The organism is Comamonas aquatica NBRC 14918 (assembly GCF_000739875.1).
Classification (GTDB): domain Bacteria; phylum Pseudomonadota; class Gammaproteobacteria; order Burkholderiales; family Burkholderiaceae_C; genus Comamonas; species Comamonas aquatica.
This window is the reverse complement of record NZ_BBJR01000103.1, coordinates 1-2,044: the sequence shown is the minus strand read 5'-3', so window position 1 is coordinate 2,044 and position 2,044 is coordinate 1. Positions and strand designations below refer to the sequence as shown.

The 2,044-nt window shown below is 54.8% G+C and carries 1 protein-coding gene; it reads right to left on the bottom strand.

Translation table 11 applies throughout. The features are described 5' to 3' along the window. Window positions 1-798: 798 nt before the first annotated feature. Window positions 799-1,935, bottom strand: a complete 1,137-nt coding sequence (locus CA2_RS17080; RefSeq protein ID WP_156106174.1) for a hypothetical protein — start codon at window positions 1,933-1,935, stop codon at window positions 799-801. Window positions 1,936-2,044: the final 109 nt, after the last annotated feature.

The following is a 2,044-nucleotide window of genomic DNA, read 5'->3' as shown; positions in this document are numbered from 1 at the left end:
CACTGTAAAACCTAACCCCATGAGAACCGTACGAAACCTGACACTCAGGCAATTGTGAAATTACGTCTCATACGCTAAGCACAGATAGGCTTCCAAGACTTGCAGTGCCGTGAGATGGGCAATAGGCACTTCGACGTCTCATGTACTCAAATGCCCAATAGATGGATACATCCCGTGTTGCAGGAATGTGCTGCTGTATTTGTGGCACATAGGCGGCTGCATCCAAGTGCAAATACACCAGTAGGCGCGAGTGCTGCAGTACCACAGAGACAAAGTTGCGCAGCGTCTTGAAGGCGATGTACAAGCGTAGTTCTTTGCATTCCATGCCATCACCGAAGGTCTGCACGGGATCTTCTAGTGCGGCCAAGGTTTGCACCAGAGGTGCTGGCAAAGTGGCTTTGATTTTTGCAAAGCTGTTATCTGGCCCCTGCTGTGGTTTGGGAGTAGGCGCATGGGGCGGCGTTGCTACCGATCTGCGCCATAGTCTCGGCGGGCTTGGGCATGCGCTTTTCTAGCGTGTCTGTGTTGGCGTAGGCCAGCTCAAGCAGCAGCAAATCCTCGCCAAAGCGGCGCTAGCGCAGCAGTTCAATGTGGCGCTGGGTTGCTGCACGGTGTGGCGGTCAAATTTGGCGAAGCACGCTGCCACGCATAGCAGATGCGGGGTGTTCCAGTCAATGGCGGATACATCTCGCATAGCAGGAATGTGCTGCGGGATGTTGTGCGCTTGAACTCATCCTCTCCATACACCACCTCTTCATGCAATGAGCGGCCCGCAAGAAACGGGCACTGCCTGATATCTCACTCTGCTGGCAGATAACGGCCGCGCACAACCTGCCCGCCTTCCATCTCCAGCAAGACGCGAGGCTTCTGGGCCTGCAGCAGACGCGCGCCCAGATGCTTGACCTGCCCGATATCCTGCGACAAGGCCAGCTGCGCACGGGACACGCTTTTTTCTACCAGTACGGCATTGGCCTGTGTGCTGCTGCTGCGTTCAAACAGGGGCTTCATCTTGCTCAGGTGGAAAGCCACCTTGCGCTGCAGCTGCTCCCACTGGCCCAGCAAGCCCTGCTCCGCCTGCAACTCCTGCACATAGTCCTGCGCAGCCAGCACAAACTCCTTATTGCCATTGTGCTTGGTGAACAAAATCAGATTGGCCAGCAACAGGCACTGCATGCCCAGCAAATATTCGCGCTGCAGATGGCCTACACGGTCAATTTTTTTGCGCAAGTCATCGCGCAAATCATTGGAGCCAAACCAGCTGCTGGCATCAAAATCTGCAATCGCCTTATGTGCTTCACGCAAATCGCGTTGAATGTGCTTGACCTCGGCACGCACTGTCTGTGCGTTTTCAGCCAGTATCTGCAAGGTATCCGTGGTCAGCTCCTCACCCTCTGCCATCAGACGCCCCACGCGGCGCAGGTGCTCCTGAAAGGTCTCAATCTTGGCAACGCGGGCATGCTCCAGATGGTCCTTGATCTCCTGCACGTTTTTATCAATCGACTGCAGGCGCTCGTTGATATCTGCCAGATGCTTTTGCGCCACCAGCTGCGAAGCAATATTGAAAACCATGCTGGTATTGACCATGGCTTTCAACTGATCTGCTTCGTGCAGTCTGGCCTGTGCTGCAATCTGATTGCTGCCTTCTTTGCGCACCCAGCCCAGGGCACCACTGCCATCATTGGCCTGAACCAGCCGGCCATAATCAAAAGAGCAAGTCAGCAGTTGCTTGGAGTTACCAGCGACCGTAGTTGCTGCAACCGGTGTGGAAGCCAGCCAGTGATTGAACTGGCTGATATTTTTTGCATCGAGCTGATGGGCTGGGTCAGCATCTGCCCAGCTGTCCTGCACAGAGCGCAGCTCAACCAGCGCCTTGCCTTGCTCATTGACCACATCCAGCTGAAATTCCCCGGGCTGTTCTGTTTGATCGCGATTCATAGGCACTCCGGGAGTTAGTTGGTCAGCACAGCCGTGTTTTTCATTTTCAGCATTGCAATCTGTGCCACAAAGGGAATGGTAATGCGGTAGGCCTCTGTCATGGCCTGCA

Excerpts from the sequence above, each read along its gene's own strand:
- CA2_RS17080 (WP_156106174.1), bottom strand. The coding sequence starts at position 1,935 with ATGAATCGCGATCAAACAGAACAGCCCGGGGAATTTCAGCTGGATGTG.